Consider the following 14,595-nt stretch of genomic DNA (forward strand, 5'->3'; position numbering starts at 1 on the left):
AACTCACCTGATGCAGCCACTACTGTGAATTTCGGCTTTCCACCACCTGTTGGCGTTCAGGACGTGCTGGGGCGATCAAAATGCCCGAAAGCCGACCAGCAGCTAACGGGCCGAAAAGCGGACGGGCAGAAAACGCCCATTAGCCGATCTTCCGATTTTCTCGTATGCAGCGTTCGGGAGTTCAGAGGCGATGGATGATTGGTTTGCAGCAGGCCTTGGTTCGTGGCTAGGAAACCGCTGGTTTGGGGCATGGTTCAAGCGACATCCGTCCATAGGCTGGAGAATATTCGCTGTGGGAACAGTCGTAGCGGTTGCCGTCCTGATATTCTTGGACTGAACGGCAGCTTCCCACCAATAATCGCCACTAAGGACCGGCGCCATTTACCGGCTATCGGTTGAATTGTTGGAAATGTTCTGCTTTCGTTCGCTGATGCGCCCAGCACCCCGCCCCTGCCGCCCGCCACTCGATCAACGCGCCCACGCGCGCGCACGCGATAAGCGTGCGACTTTCGCGACTTTTGCCCCCATCCGCGCATCACGGGCGCCCCGCTCGGCAAGCCCCGCCATACCTTGCCATTTCCGCGCCCGCACGTTACTAGCGCCTCCGTCCGGCGGGCTTTGCTCTCGGAGGAAGGCGCCGAGTCTCTCGGGCGCCCTTTTCGCATTGATCCTGCGATCTCCTCCCTCACAGTCCGGACGGATGCCGCGATCGGCGCTCGGCCGCCGCGGTATTTTGGCCAAGACCGCCGGAAACAACCGGCTGGCCGGAAACTGAACTTAGGACGATCCCTCTTTATGGCCACTCAGGCACATCCCACCCGTGACGATTTCGCAGCCATGCTCGACGAGCAGTTCGGCGGCGCCGACAGCTTCGAAGGCCGCGTCGTCAAGGGCACCGTTACCGGCATCGAAAACGACCTCGCCGTCATCGACGTCGGCTTGAAGTCGGAAGGCCGCGTGCCGCTGCGCGAATTCGCCGCACCGGGCCAGAAGGCCGATCTCAAGATCGGCGACGAAGTCGAAGTCTATGTCGACCGCGTCGAGAACATCCATGGCGAAGCGATGCTGTCGCGCGATCGCGCACGCCGCGAAGCCGCCTGGGACAAGCTGGAAACCGAATTCGCCAAGACCGCCCGCGTCGAAGGCACGATCTTCGGCCGCGTGAAGGGTGGCTTCACCGTCGATCTCAACGGCGCCGTGGCGTTCCTGCCCGGCTCGCAGGTCGATATCCGCCCGGTCCGCGACGTAACCCCGCTGATGGATATCCCGCAGCCGTTCCAGATCCTCAAGATGGACCGCAAGCGCGGCAACATCGTCGTGTCGCGTCGTGCGATCCTCGAAGAGACGCGCGCCGAGCAGCGTTCGGGCCTGATCCTCAGCCTCGCTGAAGGCCAGATCATCGATGGCGTGGTCAAGAACATCACCGATTACGGTGCGTTCGTTGATCTGGGCGGCATCGACGGCCTGCTGCATGTCACCGATCTCAGCTACAAGCGCGTCGGTCATCCGAGCGAAGTGCTGAACATCGGCGATGTCGTGAAGGTGCAGATCATCCGCATCAACAAGGACACGCAGCGTATCTCGCTCGGCATGAAGCAGCTCGAGAGCGATCCGTGGGACGGCGCGATGGCGAAGTACCCGATCGGCGCCAAGCTGTCGGGCCGCGTCACCAACATCACCGAATATGGTGCGTTCGTCGAGCTCGAGCCGGGCATCGAAGGCCTGGTGCACGTCTCGGAGATGTCCTGGACCAAGAAGAACGTCCATCCGGGCAAGATCGTCTCGACCTCGCAGGAAGTCGAAGTCATCGTGCTCGAGGTCGATTCGGACAAGCGCCGCATCAGCCTCGGCCTCAAGCAGGCCCAGGCCAATCCGTGGGATGCCTTCCTCGAGGCGCATCCGATCGGTTCGACCGTCGAAGGCGAAGTCAAGAACGCCACCGAATTCGGCCTGTTCATCGGCCTCGACAACGATGTCGATGGCATGGTCCACATGTCCGACATCGCTTGGGGCGTTTCGGGCGAGGACGCGCTCAACCTGCATCGCAAGGGTGAGACGGTTCAGGCCATCGTGCTCGATATCGATGCCGAGAAGGAGCGCATCTCGCTTGGCATGAAGCAGCTCGAGCGTGGCGCACCGGCAGCCGGCGGCGTCGCCGCAGGCGGCACGGCAGCGGCGGGTTCGGGCCTCAACAAGAACCAGATCGTCACCGTCACGGTGCTCGAAGTCCGCGACGCGGGTCTCGAAGTGCAGGTCGGCGACGATGGCGCGACGGGCTTCATCAAGCGTACCGATCTCGGCCGCGATCGCGACGAGCAGCGCCCCGAGCGCTTCCAGGTCGCGCAGAAGTTCGACGCGATGGTCACCGGGTTCGACCGGTCCAAGAAGCCGACCTTCTCGATCAAGGCGATGCAGATCTCGGAAGAGAAGCAGGCCGTGGCACAGTATGGTTCGTCCGATTCGGGCGCGTCGCTGGGCGACATCCTGGGTGCCGCGCTCAAGGCACAGGGCGGCGACGCCAAGAAGTAAGCCCAGGCGCCGCAAGGCCGGGCTATCGAGGGCGGGTGGGGAGCGATCCCCGCCCGCCCTTTCTTGTAAGGATCGATGTCGCATCCGGCCTAGCGCATTGACCCGTATCAAGTTATCGTTACGCAGGCAGCGTATGATACCGGGTCACTCCGGCGTCGCCGCCCCGTTCCCGGACGGGGTGGATGCCGGAAACAGAGGCGTTATCATGATCCGATCCGAGCTGGTTGAGACCCTGGCACAGGAAAACCCCGATCTCGCGCCGCGCGACATCGAGGCGATCGTCGGCACGTTCTTCGACGAGATCGTCAAGCGGCTGGCGCAAGACGGCCGGGTCGAATTGCGCGGCTTCGGCGCCTTCTCCACCCGTGCCCGTGAAGCGCGCACCGGCCGCAACCCGCGCACCGGCGAAATGGTCGAGGTCGAGGCCAAGCGCGTGCCCTATTTCAAACCCGGCAAGGAAATGCGCGGGCGCCTCAACGTCGAATGACGCGCAAGCACGGTTGACGGCGCCCCCCGGTCCGCGCCACGAGACACGCCGTGCGGACGTGGCGGAATGGTAGACGCCGGAGACTTAAAATCTTCTGCCCTTCGAGGCGTGCGGGTTCGAGTCCCGCCGTCCGCACCATGATCTTTCGGGCACGGCACCGTGTCGTCCGTCGCGCGTTGACGCTTCCAGCCGCTGCATTTCGCGCGGGTGACGGAGATACTCATGAGCGACGCAACCACCACTTCCACGCCGACGACCACGACCACGACCTCGAACAGCAAGACGGCGCTCGCCGACGCCTTCCGCACGCATTTCTCGGGCGACGCGCCGCTGACCGACAAGGCCAAGAATTTCGCCAAGGCCAAGCCTTGGACCAGCGCCGCATTGCTCGGCGTCGCCGCCGTCGCGCTGCTCAACACGTTTCGCGGCGCGCGCAACTGATCCGCCGGCGACCTGCCGGGTTCCGGCCCGGCGGGTCCCTTCCATGCCAGGACGGGCATTGTTGCGCGGCCCGGCGCACGTCGGTGGCGCCAGGCTGGCCTAGCTGGCAGGATGCGATGATGCCCGTACTGACCTGCCCCGCCCTGCCGTGAAACGGCGCATCGCCCTGCTCATCGCGGTGACGTTGCTGGCGGGCTGCGACCGCCGGCGCGATGCCGGGCAAGTGGTGGTCAGCGCGATCGGCAACGATCTGCGCATTGGCGATTCGTCGCGTGGGCCCCTGGCGCTGCCGGCGCGCACGATGCTGGATGCCACCGCGCAGGGCCTCGTGCGCTTTGATGCCGCCGGGCAGGTCGAGCCCGGCATTGCCGAGCGCTGGATCGTGATCGACGACGGCATGAGCTACATCTTTCGGTTGCGCGAGGCGACGTGGCGCGACGGCAAGCCGGTGACCGCGGCGCAGGTGGTGACGGTGCTCAGACGGCAGGTGGCGGCGGGATCGCGCAATCCGCTGCTGCCGTTTCTCAGCGCGATCGACGAGGTCGTGGAGATGACCCCGGAAGTGATCGAAGTCCGCCTCAAACGCCCGCGCCCGGATCTGCTCAAGCTGTTCGCGCAGCCCGAGATGGCGATCTTCCGCACCCGCCCGCCAAGCGGCAGCGGCCCGCTGCGCATCGTCAGCATCACCCGCGGCCAGGCAGTGTTGCGCGCCGATCCCGATCCGACGCGCTCGCCCGACGAGGTGGAGGCGCCGGTGCCGGAGGACGATGTGCACCTGATTGCCGAACGCGGCGCCCGCGCCATCGCGCGCTTCGCGGCGGGCAAATCCGATCTGGTCAGCGGCGGCACGTTCGCCAACTGGCCGCTGCTCGCCACCGCCGACATCCCGCTGGTCAGCCGGCGGACCGATCCGGCGGCGGGGCTGTTCGGCTTGGTCGTCGCGGATCGCACCGGATTCCTGGCCGACGCACGCAATCGCCTCGCGCTGGCCGCGGCGATCGACCGATCGGTGATCCTCGGCGCCTTTGCCGTGACCTGGCCGTCGACCACGCAAGTGCTGCCCGAGCAGCTCGATTCCGCCGCCCTGCCCGTCACGCCGACCTGGGTCGCGACCGCAGCGAACACGCGCCTGGCCGACATGCAAAAGCTGGTGACGGCCTGGACAGCGCGCCATCCCGGCCCGCTGACACTGCGGATCGCGCTGCCCGACGGGCCGGGAGCGACGATCCTGTACGCCATGATCGGCGCCAACCTCGGGAAGATGGGCATCCGGACGGTCCGCGTCGGCGCCGAGGACGCCGCGGATCTGCGGCTGATCGACGCGGTTGCGCCATACGATAGCGCGCGCTGGTATCTCGCCACCGCCTGTGCGCCGTGCGGCGACGTGGCCGGCGCGGCGATCGAGGCGGCACGCCAATCGCCCGACGGGCCGTCCCGCGCGGCGCGCATCGCCGAGGCGGATGCCGCGCTGGCCGCTGACGGCGCCTATATCCCGCTGGCGCGGCCGCTGCGCTGGTCGCTGGTCGCGGTGCGGCTGCGTGCCTGGCAAGCGAACGCGCGCGCCTGGCACCCGTTGAATCACCTGCGTAACGACACCAAATAAGTCCCATGGCCAACACGACCCGAATCAATTCCGACCCCGCCGCCAAGCTCGCCGGCATGATTCCGTTCGGTAAGGACCCCGCCTCGGTGCGTCAGCGCGTCGTGGCGATGGAGCGCCTGCTCGAGGGGCTGTTCACGATCCCCGGAACCAATCGCCGCGTTGGTCTCGACGTGATCCTCGACATCATTCCAGTGGGCGGCGGCGTGATCGCCTCGGCGATGGGCGCCTGGATGGTGTGGGAAGCGCGCAACCTGGGCATGTCGAAGACGCAGATGACGCGCATGTTCGGCAATGTCGGAGTCGATTTCCTGCTCGGCCTGATCCCGTTCGTGGGCGCCGTGCCGGACTTCTTCTTCCGCTCCAACACGCGCAATCTGCGCATCATCCGCCGGCATCTCGACAAGCATCACCCCGCCACCGCGACGATCGACAACTGAGCCGCAGCGCGGCTCAGCGGCGCCCGCGCCAGATCTTGAGCGCGGCATTGCTCGCCAGCCCGCCGGAATTCGGCCGGCAGCGTTCGTAGCGATAGGCCTTGTCGAGGCACAGCCACAATTCGTCGAGCCAGCCCTGCTTCGTTGCGGTGACGCGGATCGACGTGGCCGGCAGGCCGGGATTGGCTGCCGCCATCGCCCGGGCGAACCCGTCCGCGGTCAGCGGCCGGCGCGACAGCGCGTCCATGTCGGGATAGCGCAACCGGCCGTACAGCCGCGTCGCGGTGCGGAAATAGGCCGCCGGCGTGGTGCCCATGCAGGTGCCGTGCTTGGCCCATTCGTGCTGGATCAGCTGCGGCGAGGGCGTCGCACAGATCGTATCGCGGATCACCTTGCGCGGCACGATCGGCGTCGCCGTGCAATATTGCGGCCATTCCGCCCCGACGCCGTCCGGCCACAGACCGTGGAGCGTGAAGCCGAAGCGGTTGCCGCCGCCGCACTGGAAGCGCGCCGAGCGCTCGCCGGCATTGCTGCGGCAATATTCCGGCGCCCAGGTGATCGCCAGCGTATAGCTGCCGATCGGCAGCACCCGTTTCGGCTGGCTGGCCGAGGGCAGATCTGGCCGCGGCGTGGGCAGGTTGCGCGGAATGGCACACTGCAATGCCTGCGCGTTCGCCACGCCAGGCACCAGCAGCGCGGCGGCCAGAACGAGCGTCTTCAAAGCGCTTCCGCCTTCGTTTCGCCGAACCAGATCTTGGTATCGGGCTTGAACAGAAACGTCACGGCGATGACCTGCAGCATGCTGGTGATGATGCCGATCGTGCCGCTGGCGCCGGACGGAAACGTGCCGGCGAGCAGGGTGAACGCCAGCCCGATCAGACCCAGCGCCATCAGCACGACGGCGATCCATTTGGCCACCGCGCTGCCCTTGCGCGCGATGAAATACCACAAGGCGAGCGTGATCGCGAAACCGATCAGCGTCGTGGCGGTGAGGAACCAGCTGCCCATCATCGCCGCCTGCGGGCTTGCTGCGAACGCCGCGTTCGTCGCCGACCAGGAAATCGCCGTATTGACGAGGCCGAGCGCGAAGGCGCCGAGATAACAGCGTTCAAAATTCACGATCGATTGCGGCCGATTGTCCATCACGTCTTCCCCCCGTTTGTTGCGCACCCAGGATACCATGCTTGGCCGCAGTGCCAAGTGGTTCAGAGCGCGGCGAAATCCAGCCCGATATCGGCGGCCGGCGCCGACTGGGTGAGCCGCCCGACACTGACATAGGTGACGCCCGTCTCGGCGATGCTGCGGATCGTATCGAGACGCACGCCGCCCGACGCTTCGGTCGGCACGCGCCCGCCGACCAGGGTCACCGCGCCGCGCAGCATTGGCGGGGCCATATTGTCGAGCAGCAGATGCGTTGCGCCCGCCGCCAGCGCGGGTTCGATCTGGTCAATCGAATCGACCTCGACGATGATCTGCGCGATCCCCGCTGCTTTCGCGCGCGCCACCGCTTCGCCGACGCCGCCGGCGACCGCGACGTGATTGTCCTTGATCATCGCCGCATCCCACAGACCCATGCGGTGGTTGGTCGCGCCGCCCATCCGCGTGGCGTATTTCTCCAGCAGGCGCAGGCCCGGAATGGTCTTGCGCGTATCGAGCAACGTCGCGCCGGTGCCGAGGATCTTGTCGACATAGGTCCGCGTCATCGTGGCGATACCCGACAGGTGCTGCACGGTATTGAGCGCGGAACGCTCGGCGGTGAGCATGGCGCGCGCACTGCCTTCGAGGCGCATCAGATCGGTGCCGGCGGCGACCTTCTGACCGTCCTCGACCAGCAATTCGATCCGCACGTCGGGATCGAGCTTGCGGAAGAAGGCCTCGGCAATGCCGAGCCCGGCGACGACGATCGCATCGCGGCTGTCCATCGCGCCGGTGAAGCGCGCCTCGGCGGGAATCACCGCGGCGGAAGTGATGTCGCCGGCGGTGCCGAGATCCTCGGCCAGCGTGGCGGCAACGAAGGCATCGAGATCGAAGCCGGGCAGCGAGAAGGTCATGCGACGCCGCCGAAAGTCGCGAAAGTCGCACGCTCACGCGCGCGCACGCGCGGGCGCGGCGCGACGGTCCGGGCGGAGGGCGACGGGCGGGCGGGGGCGAAGGGGCGGTTGGGCATAAGCGGGCTGTTGCACAAATCCGGGTTTGTAGGACAGCGCGAATCGACGCGCGGCGGCCTGCTTGTCCGTTCTGCCCCCCGGCTGAGATCGCGCAGGACGGGCTAGTGATTTGATCTGCCGGAAACCCCGTCTAGGGTGACGCGAACCCCGATTGCGAGACACATCGATGCGCCTGATCCCTGCCCTGCTGCTTGCCACCGCCGCGCTGCCCACCCTGCCCGGCCTCGCCACCGCGACAACCGCCACCCCGGCGCCGCGCGGCACGACCGAGCAGCGCTTCGCCGCGCTCTCGCAGCGGTATATCGACGGCATTGCCAGGTTCGCGCCGACCTATGGCACGTCGCTCGGCGATCATCGCTTCGACGACCGGATCGGCGATGTCTCGGCTGCCGGCCGCGCCGCATTGGTGGCGCATGACCGCGCCCTGCTCGCCGAACTCGGCCGAATCGACCGTCGCGCACTCGGTCGCGAGGCGCAGGTCGATGCGGCGTTGCTCGACAATGCCTTGCGCTACGATCTGTGGCAGATCGAGGTGCTGCAGAACTGGCGATGGGATATCCAGATCTACAACGACACCGCCGGCGGCGCGCTCTACAGCCTCGCCGCGCGCGATTTCGCCCCCTGGCCGCAGCGGCTGAAGGCGGCGACCGCGCGGATGGAGCGGATGCCCGCCTTCCTGGCGCAGGCGCGCGCGGCGATCGTGCCGGCGCTGGTGCCGCAGATCTACGCCACCACCGTCGCCAAGCAGAATAGCGGCATGGTCGAGATCGCCGAGGGGATGCTCGCGCCGCATAAGGGCGAGCTCACGGCCGCCGACCGCAAGCGCTTCGACGCTGCGCTGGTTACGCTCAAGGCGGCGGCGGCCGAGCATCAGCGCTGGCTCGATACGGTGCTGGTGCCGCAGGCCAAGGGCGATTTCCGGCTCGGCGCCAAGCTGTACGACCAGAAGATGAAATATGCTTTGGTCTCCGACCTGACGCGCCCGCAGATCAAGGCGCGCGCCACCGCCGCATTGGCCGACACGCGCGCGCAGATGTACGCGCTGTCGCGGCAGGTGCTGGCCGGCAAGCCCGGCGCCCCCGCCTTGCCTGAGCGGCCGTCCGCCGCGCAGCAGCAGGCGGCGATCGAGGCGGCGCTGCAGCTGAGCTATGCACAGCGCCCGGCGCGCGACGGGCTGATGGCCAAGGCCAAGCAGACGCTGGCGCAGGCGACCGACTTCGTCCGCGCCAAGAACCTGATCACCATGCCCGACGCGCCGGTGAAGATCATCACCATGCCCAAGTTCCAGCAGGGCGTGGCGGTGGCCTATTGCGACAGCCCCGGGCCGCTCGAGACCGGGCTCGACACCTTCTACGCGATCTCGCCGATCCCCGACGACTGGACCGAGGCGCAGGCGACCTCGTTCCTGAGCGAATATAACGACTACATGATCCAGGATCTCAGCATCCACGAGGCGATGCCGGGCCATTATCTGCAGATCGCGCACGGCAACCAGTACAAGTCGGTGCTGCGCGCGGTGCTGTCGTCGGGGCCGTTCGTCGAAGGCTGGGCGGTCTATGCCGAGGGCATGATGATGGATGCGGATTACATGAACGGCGATCCGCTGTTCAAGCTCACCGTGCTCAAGATGCGGCTGCGCTCGATCACCAATTCCTTGCTCGATATCGGCATCCAGACCGAGGGGCTGAGCCGCGACAAGGCGATGCAGATGATGATGACCGGCGCGTTCCAGCAGGAACGCGAGGCGGCCGGCAAATGGGTTCGCGCGAGCCTCGGCTCGACGCAGCTGCTGAGCTATTTCACCGGCTATGCCGAGCATGTCGCGATGCGCGCCGAAGCCAAGAAGCGGCAGGGCGCGGCGTTCGATCTCAAGACGTATAACGACGCGGTGCTGGCGCATGGATCGCCACCGGCGCGGTTCGTGCGGCAACTGATGTTCGATCTGCCGATCGGGTGAGCCGATTGGCAATATGGCCATAATGCGCTATCTTATAGCCATAGGAGCCGGAGCATGCCGCGGTACAGTGTTGCGACGACCAGGGACAACCTGTCGAACCTGATCGACAAGGCCCTGGCCGGTGAAGAAGTGATCATCACGCGGCATGGCAAGCCGACGGCGGCGCTCAGTGCATTGCACCGCGTGGCCGATCCGCAGCGTGACCGGTCCGAATGGATGGAATGGCTGCGCGAGCGTCGCGAATCGCGCAAAAGCCTCGGCATGGACGGCGCTGCTCTTGTCCGGCAGATGCGGGACGACGGGGCGCATTGAGTTTCTATCTCGACACCAGCGTGATCGTGTCGCTGTTCCTCGACGAGCCGCGAACATCGGCCGTCGCTGCGCTGATCGCCGATGGGGCAAGCCCGATCATGATCAGCGAATTCGGTGTCGGCGAATTCAGCGCCGCGATCTCCACCGCGATCCGGATGGATCGACTGACTGATATCGATGGTATCGCGATACTTGAGGATTTCGACACATGGTGTGCCGACGCCGTCACATTTGCTGCGGTGACGAGCGCCGACCTGAAAGAAGCGATCGCAATAGTGCGCCGTTTCGATCTCAAGCTACTCTTTCCCGACGCGCTTCACGTTGCAACATGTCGCCGCGTCGGCGCGACCCTGATCAGTGCGGATCGCCGACAGTGCGGGGCGGCGGCAAGGCTCGGTATCACTGTCGCAGCGCTATGACGCGTCAGTCCCCCGTCACCCGCAGCGGGCCGAGATCGCCCATGCCGACCGTGCCACTGGCCATCGCCAGCATCGCATCGAGGCTCTTCTTGGCCTGCAGCCGCAAGCCTTCCTCGATCTCGATCCGCGGGCTCAGATCGCGCAGCGCGACGTAGAGCTTCTCCAGCGTGTTGAGCGCCATGTACGGGCAGATGTTGCAGTTGCAGTTCCCGTCCGCGCCGGGCGCACCGATGAAGTTCTTGAGCGGTGCTGCCTTCTGCATCTGGTGGATGATGTGCGGTTCGGTCGCGACGATCAGCGTGTCGCCGTCCATCGCATCGGCATAGGCCAGGATGCCGCTGGTCGAGCCGACATAATCGGCGTGATCGAGGATATAGGGCGGGCATTCGGGGTGTGCGGCGACCGGCGCGCCGCGATGCTGCAGCTGCAGCTTGAGCAGCTCCGTTTCGCTGAACGCCTCGTGGACGATGCACACGCCCGGCCAGAGCAGCATCTCGCGCCCGGTCTTGCGCGCGAGATAGCCGCCGAGATTCTTGTCCGGCCCGAAGATGATCTTCTGGTCGAGCGGGATCTGGCTGAGAATCTTTTCCGCCGAGCTGCTCGTCACGATGACGTCGCTGAGCGCCTTCACCTCGGTCGAGCAGTTGATATAGGTCAGCGCTATGTGATCGGGATGCGCCTCGCGGAACGCCTTGAACTGGTCGGGCGGGCAGCTGTCCTCCAGGCTGCAGCCGGCATTCATGTCGGGCAGCACGACGATCTTCTCGGGGCTGAGGATCTTCGCCGTCTCGGCCATGAAGCGGACGCCGCAAAAGGCGATCACCTCGGCATCGGTCGCCGCCGCCTTCTTCGACAGATCGAGGCTGTCGCCGACGAAATCGGCGAGATCCTGGATTTCCGGCTTCTGGTAATAATGCGCGAGGATGACGGCGTTCTTCTCCTGGCGGAGCCGATCGATCTCGGCGCGCAGGTCGAGCCCCGTGAGCGTGCCGCCGATACCGTTACGTGCGTCCATCTTGCCATCCTTGTGCGACCGTTGCCGGTCACATGGACGCGGGCCGCCCCGTGATCAAGGGAGTGCCGGGAAATGGCGGGTAGGCATAGGGCGCGACCTCAGCCCCCGGCGTGCCGGCGGTGACCGCCGCATAGAGCGCCGGGCCGGCCGGCGAATAGATCAGCGCCTCGGTCAGCAGCGTCGAGCCGATCATCACGCCGATCCCCCAGACGAAGCCGGGATGCACCGATCCGCGCCAGCGCAGATCGTGCAGGATGCCGAGCATGGGCAAGACCATCACCGCCAGGAAGGTCAGTTCATAGGCATAGGGAATCATCAGCGGCATCGGCAGCAGCCGGCCGAACGCGGGCGCGAGCAGCAGCGCCATGCCGCAAAAATGCAGCCGGCGGTGCCATTCGGTCTGGCGGCGGCGGACGATCGCCGCGGCGGTCAGCCCGGCAAAGGTCAGCACGCTGACCGGGTTGAGGATCAGGAATTGCAGCGGCGTGAAGAAGAACGGCGCATTGCCCGCGCGCACCATGCGCACCGTGACGAGCGTGCCCATCACCACCATCGCGACGGTCCAGCCGGCGGCGATCCAGCCCAGGCGGCGGTGCAGCGCCAGCGACTGCGATGCGGCGAACACGTTCTGCAGCACATAGATCGCCACCCAGCCCATGAACACCACGGCATGGACATGGACGACCGGCGGCGCGGCGAACGAGGACCGCCCCATCGCCAGTTGCAGCGAAAAGCCGGCGGCGACGATCGTCGCCATGGCGATGCTGGTGTTGAGAAAAAACCGGTCCTTGCGCGCCATTCGCGGCGCCGGTGCGAACGTCGTGGCCATATTCACCCCCCGATGAATGTCATTCCGGGGCCGTATCTATCACAGCGGCGCGGGCCACGCCAATATCACTGGGCGTTGGCGAGGATTTCCTGCGGCGACCGGCTGGCATCCCAGCGTTCGGTGGTGCCGGACCGTTCGAACGGGAAGACGATCGCCACGCGGACATTGCCGACGCCGGCCGCCTCGAGCGGCGCGCCGAGCAGTTTGGCGAGCGCGCGCCGGGCATTCTCGCGCGCGGCGGCAATCCGCTCGGGCTTGCGCGCCTCGACCTCGGCGGTGCGGCGCGCGCCGATCGATACCTGCCGCGCCAGTGCCTCGGCGGCGGCGCGGGTGACGTACAGGCCGCGCGTCTCGCTCACGCTGGTCGCGCTTTCATCGACATTGGGCGCGCCGACGGTGACGTCGGGCGCGAGGATCGTCAGCACGCGCGCCTGCTGGTCCCAGCGATAGTCCGCGCCGCCCATCCGCGCCATATCGACGAAATAATCGACGCTGAACGGTGCCTTCACCACCTTGTCGGACGACAGCATGCCGAAGCCGCGCACGTCGGACGCGGTGCTCTGCACGGTGCCGGACAGCGAGCCGACCTTGAGCGCGCTGGCCCCGGTGAACGTCGCGCGGACGATGCGATCGACCGCGACGCCGTCGTCGCGCCGCTCGACGACATATTTCTCGCTATATTTGTCATAGCCGATCTTGGCGATGACCAGCGCGGCGATGATCGCGACGATCGCCGCGACCAGCGACGCGATCGGCCGGTTGGGCTGCGGTTGCGGCTGCAGCGGGGGTTGCACCTCGGCCATCAGGCGGCCGCCGACCAGATGTCGCCCGCCTGCCCGGCCAGCCCGCGCCGATCGAGATCGATCAGGTGCGCGAGCACCGAGCGTTCCGCCGCCGGGAACAGCCGCGGATCGATTCCGACATACATGCGCTCGACCATCGCGGGAATCGCGCGCGGCGCTTCCTTCAGCAGGCGCAGGATCTGCCCCTCGCGCTGCCGGCGATGCCCGATCATGCCGCGCACCAGCCGCGCGGGATTGTCGACTGGATCGCCGTGCCCGGGATAATAGATGCGGTCGTCGCGCGCCTGCAGCTTTTCGAGGCTGCGGATATAATCGCCCATGTCGCCGTCCGGCGGCGAGACGATGCTGGTCGACCAGCCCATCACATGATCGCCGCTGAACAAGGCGCGCGTCTCGGGCAGCGCGAAGCACAGATGGTTGGAGGTATGCCCGGGCGTATGGATCGCGGTCAGCGTCCAGCCCTGCCCGGCGACCGATTCGCCATCGGCGAGCACGCGATCCGGCGCATAATCGTGATCGAACGACGCGTCCGCGCGCGGGCCGCCATCGTCTGCGGAATCGCCCTGCGCGAGCGGCGCGCAGCCGACGATCGGCGCGCCGGTCGCGGCCTTGAGCGCGCGCGCGCCGGGGCTGTGATCGCGGTGCGTGTGCGTGATGACGATCGCGGCGAGCGGTCGCCCGGCAAGCGCGGCGAGGATCGCCTGTGTGTGGCCCGCATCCTTGGGGCCCGGATCGATCACCGCCAGATCGCTAGTGCCGATCAGATAGGTCTGCGTGCCGGTATAGGTATAGGGCGAGGCATTGGGGGCGAGCAGCCTGGCGACCAGGGGCTCGAGCGTTTCGGGGACGCCGGGGTGTTGCTCGCTCATGTCGCTGAAATGGCGCGTCGATCGGGCGAAGGCAAGGGACCTGCGCTGCCCTGATCCTCCCCCGCCGGGGGGAGGTGTCGCCGGTGGCGACGGCGGGGCGGCACGCGACGCGCGCTGGAACGACGGGCGTCGCGTACCGCCCCCTCCGTCACGCTACGCGTGCCCCCCCTGGCGGGGGTGGATGAGACGTGGATCGGCTGCGTATGCGCGGCGGAGGCGCTCAGTCCCCCGTCGCCATGTCCGCGGTCACTTCGGCGAGGCTCTCGTCGATGCCCTTGAGCGCTTCGGCGCGTTGCGCGGCGGTCATGCTGGCATTGCCCTCGATGCTCGCCCGTGCCGCGCGCAGGCCGGACGCTGCGGCGCGCAGCGCATCGCGCTCGATCTCGCCGCTGTTCGCCGCGAGGGTCGCGCCCTGCGCGGCCGCCGCCTGGATCCGGTTGTTGCAGATGATGATCCGGCGCCGGCCGTCCTTCATCTCGTTGACCACCATTTCCTTGGCATCGGCCGGCCCGGCACAGGCCTGGGAGGAGATTTCCGGCATGTCCCAGCGCTGCTCGCTGAGCTTGCCGTCCTTGTCGCGCGTCTTGACCAGGATGCGGCTGACCGTCTTGCCCTGATCGTCGGTGGTGGTCGTCGTGGTAACCTGACGGCTGGTGCCGGCGATCGGCGCAGGCAGCGCTGCGGGCGCGGGCGGCGCGGGCGGCGCGGGCGGCGCGGGCACGGCGGCCT

General features: G+C 67.0%; 16 protein-coding genes, 1 tRNA gene and 1 pseudogene. 10 read left to right on the forward strand and 8 right to left on the reverse strand.

Features of this window, described 5'->3' with window-relative positions; translation table 11 throughout:
- From NV401_RS18565 to NV401_RS18595, 7 genes are all read left to right on the forward strand, one after another.
- The coding region (locus tag NV401_RS18565; RefSeq protein WP_261295953.1) for a hypothetical protein at window positions 1–198 on the forward strand (198 nt) is incomplete at its 5' end.
- Between the two features lie 597 nt (window positions 199–795).
- Window positions 796–2,529 carry a 30S ribosomal protein S1 gene (rpsA, locus tag NV401_RS18570; protein WP_261295954.1) on the forward strand — a complete coding sequence of 578 codons (1,734 nt, stop codon included), beginning with the start codon at window positions 796–798 and terminating at the stop codon, window positions 2,527–2,529.
- A 205-nt stretch (window positions 2,530–2,734) separates the two neighbouring features.
- Complete coding sequence (locus NV401_RS18575; protein WP_261295955.1) at window positions 2,735–3,016, forward strand: integration host factor subunit beta; 282 nt, start codon at window positions 2,735–2,737, stop codon at window positions 3,014–3,016.
- 52 nt (window positions 3,017–3,068) lie between these two features.
- Window positions 3,069–3,154 (forward strand) — tRNA-Leu (locus NV401_RS18580).
- A gap of 84 nt (window positions 3,155–3,238) precedes the next feature.
- The gene (locus tag NV401_RS18585) at window positions 3,239–3,457 is read left to right on the forward strand and encodes a hypothetical protein (RefSeq protein ID WP_261295956.1); all 219 of its coding nucleotides are present in this window, start codon (window positions 3,239–3,241) and stop codon (window positions 3,455–3,457) included.
- A 148-nt stretch (window positions 3,458–3,605) separates the two neighbouring features.
- Window positions 3,606–5,060 carry an ABC transporter substrate-binding protein gene (locus tag NV401_RS18590; RefSeq protein WP_261295957.1) on the forward strand — a complete coding sequence of 485 codons (1,455 nt, stop codon included), beginning with the start codon at window positions 3,606–3,608 and terminating at the stop codon, window positions 5,058–5,060.
- A gap of 5 nt (window positions 5,061–5,065) precedes the next feature.
- The gene (locus tag NV401_RS18595) at window positions 5,066–5,497 is read left to right on the forward strand and encodes a DUF4112 domain-containing protein (RefSeq protein ID WP_380817407.1); all 432 of its coding nucleotides are present in this window, start codon (window positions 5,066–5,068) and stop codon (window positions 5,495–5,497) included.
- 13 nt (window positions 5,498–5,510) lie between these two features.
- On the opposite strand, the gene NV401_RS18600 is transcribed toward NV401_RS18595, so the two are convergent.
- The 3 genes from NV401_RS18600 to nadC form a co-directional block, all read right to left on the reverse strand.
- On the reverse strand, window positions 5,511–6,215 hold the full coding sequence (locus NV401_RS18600; protein WP_261295958.1) for a ribonuclease T2 family protein: 705 nt from the start codon (window positions 6,213–6,215) through the stop codon (window positions 5,511–5,513).
- Entirely contained in the window at window positions 6,212–6,637 is a 426-nt protein-coding gene (locus NV401_RS18605) for a hypothetical protein (RefSeq protein WP_261295959.1), read from the reverse strand. Before NV401_RS18605 ends, NV401_RS18600 begins: the two co-directional genes overlap by 4 nt.
- 62 nt (window positions 6,638–6,699) lie before the next feature.
- Complete coding sequence (nadC, locus tag NV401_RS18610; RefSeq protein ID WP_261295960.1) at window positions 6,700–7,545, reverse strand: carboxylating nicotinate-nucleotide diphosphorylase; 846 nt, start codon at window positions 7,543–7,545, stop codon at window positions 6,700–6,702.
- Between the two features lie 283 nt (window positions 7,546–7,828).
- Between nadC and NV401_RS18615 the strand changes: the two genes are divergently transcribed.
- From NV401_RS18615 to NV401_RS18625, 3 genes are read left to right on the forward strand one after another with little or no spacing between them, the layout of a single operon-like run.
- Window positions 7,829–9,619, forward strand: a complete 1,791-nt coding sequence (locus NV401_RS18615; RefSeq protein WP_261295961.1) for a DUF885 domain-containing protein — start codon at window positions 7,829–7,831, stop codon at window positions 9,617–9,619.
- A 54-nt stretch (window positions 9,620–9,673) separates the two neighbouring features.
- The gene (locus tag NV401_RS18620) at window positions 9,674–9,931 is read left to right on the forward strand and encodes a type II toxin-antitoxin system Phd/YefM family antitoxin (protein ID WP_261295962.1); all 258 of its coding nucleotides are present in this window, start codon (window positions 9,674–9,676) and stop codon (window positions 9,929–9,931) included.
- Window positions 9,841–10,350: a type II toxin-antitoxin system VapC family toxin gene (locus NV401_RS18625; protein WP_261295963.1), complete on the forward strand. Its 510-nt coding sequence runs from the start codon at window positions 9,841–9,843 to the stop codon at window positions 10,348–10,350. The genes NV401_RS18620 and NV401_RS18625 overlap by 91 nt, the downstream gene beginning before the upstream one ends.
- A gap of 4 nt (window positions 10,351–10,354) precedes the next feature.
- On the opposite strand, the gene nadA is transcribed toward NV401_RS18625, so the two are convergent.
- From nadA to NV401_RS18650, 5 genes and pseudogenes are all read right to left on the reverse strand, one after another.
- Window positions 10,355–11,365, reverse strand: coding sequence for a quinolinate synthase NadA (gene nadA / locus NV401_RS18630; protein WP_261295964.1), 1,011 nt, complete (start codon window positions 11,363–11,365; stop codon window positions 10,355–10,357).
- 28 nt (window positions 11,366–11,393) lie between these two features.
- The gene (locus tag NV401_RS18635; protein WP_261295965.1) at window positions 11,394–12,194 is read right to left on the reverse strand and encodes a hypothetical protein; all 801 of its coding nucleotides are present in this window, start codon (window positions 12,192–12,194) and stop codon (window positions 11,394–11,396) included.
- A gap of 65 nt (window positions 12,195–12,259) precedes the next feature.
- Complete coding sequence (locus tag NV401_RS18640; RefSeq protein WP_261295966.1) at window positions 12,260–12,997, reverse strand: DUF4230 domain-containing protein; 738 nt, start codon at window positions 12,995–12,997, stop codon at window positions 12,260–12,262.
- Window positions 12,997–13,866, reverse strand: coding sequence for an MBL fold metallo-hydrolase (locus tag NV401_RS18645; RefSeq protein WP_261295967.1), 870 nt, complete (start codon window positions 13,864–13,866; stop codon window positions 12,997–12,999). Before NV401_RS18645 ends, NV401_RS18640 begins: the two co-directional genes overlap by 1 nt.
- A gap of 220 nt (window positions 13,867–14,086) precedes the next feature.
- A pseudogene (locus tag NV401_RS18650) lies at window positions 14,087–14,595 on the reverse strand (M56 family metallopeptidase); the annotation flags it as partial.

Source organism: Sphingomonas hylomeconis, assembly GCF_025370105.1.
Classification (GTDB): domain Bacteria; phylum Pseudomonadota; class Alphaproteobacteria; order Sphingomonadales; family Sphingomonadaceae; genus Sphingomonas; species Sphingomonas hylomeconis.